The organism is Streptomyces azureus (assembly GCF_001270025.1).
GTDB classification, from domain to species: domain Bacteria; phylum Actinomycetota; class Actinomycetes; order Streptomycetales; family Streptomycetaceae; genus Streptomyces; species Streptomyces azureus.
Genome location: NZ_DF968377.1, coordinates 1 through 3,463 on the forward strand (window position 1 = coordinate 1; position 3,463 = coordinate 3,463).

Annotated in this window: 2 protein-coding genes and 2 pseudogenes; 1 reads left to right on the forward strand and 3 read right to left on the reverse strand. The window is 68.5% G+C overall.

Annotated features, from left to right (window positions below; genetic code table 11):
- The 3 genes and pseudogenes from AOQ53_RS30855 to AOQ53_RS30865 all read right to left on the reverse strand — a co-directional run.
- A pseudogene (locus AOQ53_RS30855) lies at window positions 1-188 on the reverse strand (sugar ABC transporter permease); the annotation flags it as partial.
- 21 nt (window positions 189-209) lie between these two features.
- Window positions 210-1,454 (reverse strand): sugar ABC transporter substrate-binding protein, encoded by a 1,245-nt coding sequence (locus tag AOQ53_RS30860; protein WP_059422256.1) that lies wholly within the window; start codon window positions 1,452-1,454, stop codon window positions 210-212.
- Between the two features lie 152 nt (window positions 1,455-1,606).
- On the reverse strand, window positions 1,607-2,665 hold the full coding sequence (locus AOQ53_RS30865; RefSeq protein ID WP_059422257.1) for a LacI family DNA-binding transcriptional regulator: 1,059 nt from the start codon (window positions 2,663-2,665) through the stop codon (window positions 1,607-1,609).
- Window positions 2,666-2,972: 307 nt separating this feature from the next.
- Between AOQ53_RS30865 and AOQ53_RS41865 the strand changes: the two are divergent.
- Window positions 2,973-3,152, forward strand: a pseudogene (locus AOQ53_RS41865) (transposase); the annotation flags it as partial.
- Window positions 3,153-3,463: the final 311 nt, after the last annotated feature.

Consider the following 3,463-nt stretch of genomic DNA (forward strand, 5'->3'; position numbering starts at 1 on the left):
AGCGGATAGGCGTAGAAGAGGACGAGGTAGAGGGTCACCGGAGCGAGGAAGGCCCAGGCGGCCCACTGTTGCGAGCGGGGGCGAGGCTGTCGTCGAGACGAGGTGCGGGCCGGGAGCGGGGCGGCGGTGGCCGCCCCGCTCCGGTCGAGCAGGGGCCGGCCGCCCGGCGGGTGTGTCGTGCGGTTCATGGGCAGACCACGGGTTCCGGGTTACTTGACGGCGGTCTGCGCCTCGGCGAGCGCGTCCTTGGGCGACTTGGAACCGCTGAGGGCGGACTGGACCGCCTTCCACATCTGCTCGGAGATCTTGGGGTACTTGGTGCCGAGGTCGTCGCTGGTACGGCCCTTGGCCGCACTGACCGCCTCGACCCAGGGCTTCAGCTTCGGGTCGGCCGTGACCTGCTTGTCCTGCACCTCGGCGGTGGGGGCCACGTACGACAGGGTGGTGTCGGTCGCATACAGGTTCTCGGTGCTGGTCAGGCAGGAAACCAGCTTCTGCGAGGTGGCGTAGCGGCCGGTCTCGCCCTGGACCGGGAGGGTGACGAACTCCCCGCCGGTCGGGGCAGCGGCACTGCCCCCGGTGGAGGCAGGGATGGGCAGGACACCGTAGTCGAAGCCCGCCTTCTCGGCGTTCGCGAGCTGCCAGGTGCCGTTCTCGGCGAAGGCGTAGTCGCCGCTCGCGAACTCCTGCCAGCTGGTGGTCTGGGTGTTGTTGATGACGGAGTTGGGCGCGTATCCCTTCTTCAGCCAGTCGGTCCACAGCTTCAGCGCCGCGGTGGCCTCGGGTGAGTCGAGTGCGGTGAGCTTCGCGCCGGAACCCCAGAACCAGGGCAGGAACTGGAAGCTGCCTTCCTCGGTGCCGACCGCGGAGAAGGTGATGCCCTTCTTGCCCGCCTTCTCGGCCTTGGCCAAAGCCGCCGTCAGCGACTTCCAGTCCTTGATCGAGGCGACATCGACGCCGGCGTCCTTCAGGACCTCCTTGTTGTAGTAGAGCGCGAGGGTGTTGGCTCCGATGGGCGTGCCGTACGTCTTGCCGCCCGACTCGCCGGCGGCGAGCAGGTTGGGGCTCACCTTCGAGGTGTCCAGCTTGTTCTCGTCGGTGGTGGTGAGCACGCCGGCCTCGGCCAGCGTGGAGACGACAGGGTTGTCGACGATGAGCACATCCGGGGAGTTGCCCTGCTGCGCCGCGAGGAGAGCCTTGTTCGTCAGGTCGCTGGTGTCGAACGCCGTCCGCTTGATCTTCACTCCGGCCTTGGTGCCGCAGTCGTCCAGCAGCTTCGCCCACGCCGAGTCCTTGGCGAACTGCGGGTACGGGTCCCAGATGGTGTAGGTGCCGCCGCCCGCCGCTTGGGCGGACGTGTCGCCCGTGCCGGTGGAGCATGCGCTGGTGCCGGTGACGACGGCGAGGACGGCCAGGGCCGCGGCCGTGAGACGACGTCCGGTGGTTCTGTTCATCGCTGGTTCCTCTGGGGTGTTCGGCACACGCGTGCCGAGGCAGGTGATCGGAGGGTGTGTGGGTCTGTCCGAGTGAGCCGGTGGAGCCGACCGGTGGGAAGAGGGGCCCGGGAAGATGAAGCGGGGTGTGCCGGACGGCACGGAAGGTACGTTCAGCGATTCGGGGCCGAGCCCGAGCCCGCCCGCACTGCCGCGGACGGTGTGGGTCCCGCGGGCCCGGTGCTGGCACGCAAGGAGGTAGGCGGGGTGAGCAGGTGGTGGCGGGGCGGGGCGTCGGGGTGGTCGAGCCGCTCGACGAGCAGTTCGACGGCGAGGTGCCCCATCTGCTCCGCCGGTACGTCCGCCGCGGTGAGCTGCGGGGTCACCGTCTCCGCCCACCGGCCGGCCACCGCCCCGGTGACGGAGAAGTCGCGCGGCACATGGCGGCCCGCCTGGGCGAGCCCCCGGTACAGGCCGCCCAGCGCGGCCTCGTTGAGCGTGACCAGGGCGGTGGTGGCGGGGTCGTCGTGCAGGATCCGTTCCAGACAGGCCTGGCCGGACGGGGCGTCGTCACCGCAGCAGTACGTCCGGACGGTCAGTCCGCGTTCCGCCGAGGCCTTGGTGAAGCCGTCGAGTCCCCGGTGGGCGGACTCGTACCCGGCCTGCAGGAGTTGTTCGGGTCGGTTGACGAACGCGATCCTGCGATGACCCAGGTCCGCGAGGTGGTGGACACATGCCTCCACCAGGGCGGTGTGGTCCAGCCCGACCCACCAGTCGCCGTCCGGCTGCGCTGTGCGGCCGATGCACACGGCGGGGAAACCCACCGCGGTGAGGTGGTCCACACGGTCGTCCTGAAGCCTGATCTCCATCAGGATCGCGCCGTCGACCCGCCGCTCCCCCAGCAGCCGCTGGAACGAGCGGTCGCTGTCCACACCGCTCGGAGACAGCAGCACGTCGTAGTCATGGGCCGCCGCGGCCTCCACCACGCTGCCGATGAAGTCCAGCTGCATGCCCGTGTAGTGGTTTCCGGCCGGCGGGAAGACCAGACCGAGGGTGCTGGTCCGGCCGTTGGCCAGGGCACGCGCACTCGCATTGGGCGTGTAGCCCAGCTCGTCGATGACCCGCTGGACCTTCCGGCGTGTGTCGTCCGAGACGGGGCGTTTGCCGCTCAGCGCGTAAGAGACCGTGCTCCGCGAGACACCGGCCCGCAGGGCTATTTCACCGATGTTCACGAGACTCCTTGATCGAACCGGTTCGCTACTCGGCGAAAGGCATCCCTTCGCCGGTCATAGGTACTGAAGGGGGAGGAGGCTGGAACCAGTTGTCGAACCGGTTCGGGTGGAGCGAAGGTAGGAGCGAGGCCGGGCGGGTGTCAATGCTTGGTGCGGCACTTGTTAAGTGCGTGTGCGCTGTATTGCCTCGGCGATTGCCGACGCTATTGTCCCAAGCCAACTGATCGAACCGGTTCGACTCGCGGTCACAGCCGACGCCGAGGCGACGGCAGTTGTGAGCGGGATCTCGGGTCCGAAACTGGTCGAGGGCAGACCGCGGATCCCGGACCGGTAGGCCTTGTGCGGGATCTTGTTCGTGCTGCACACCGGCATCCAGTGGGAGTACCTGCCCCGAGAGATGGGCTTCGGCTCCGGCATGACATGCTGGCAGCGCCTGGCCGCGTGGAATGAGGCCGGCGTGTGGGACGCGCTGTACCTGGTGTTACTGAAGCTGCGTGTTGCGTACGCCCGCACCACCGACTTCCGCACCATCACCACCCCGCAGCCCTACATCGACCGCCCCGGCACCCAGAACATCATCGACACCCAGATCGTCGAGGTGCCGTCCGGTGTCGGCAACTACCGCTACGTACGGGCCTCCAGCGCCCGCCAGATCACCCTCGAAGGCAGCAACTCGATCCTCGGCACCTGGGCCGACCTCGGCAACCTCTCCGGCATCGGCCTCACCGGTTCCCAGGTCGAAGGCCCGATGTGGATGAAGTTCCGCGACCGCAACGAATGGACCCTGTACCTCGACCA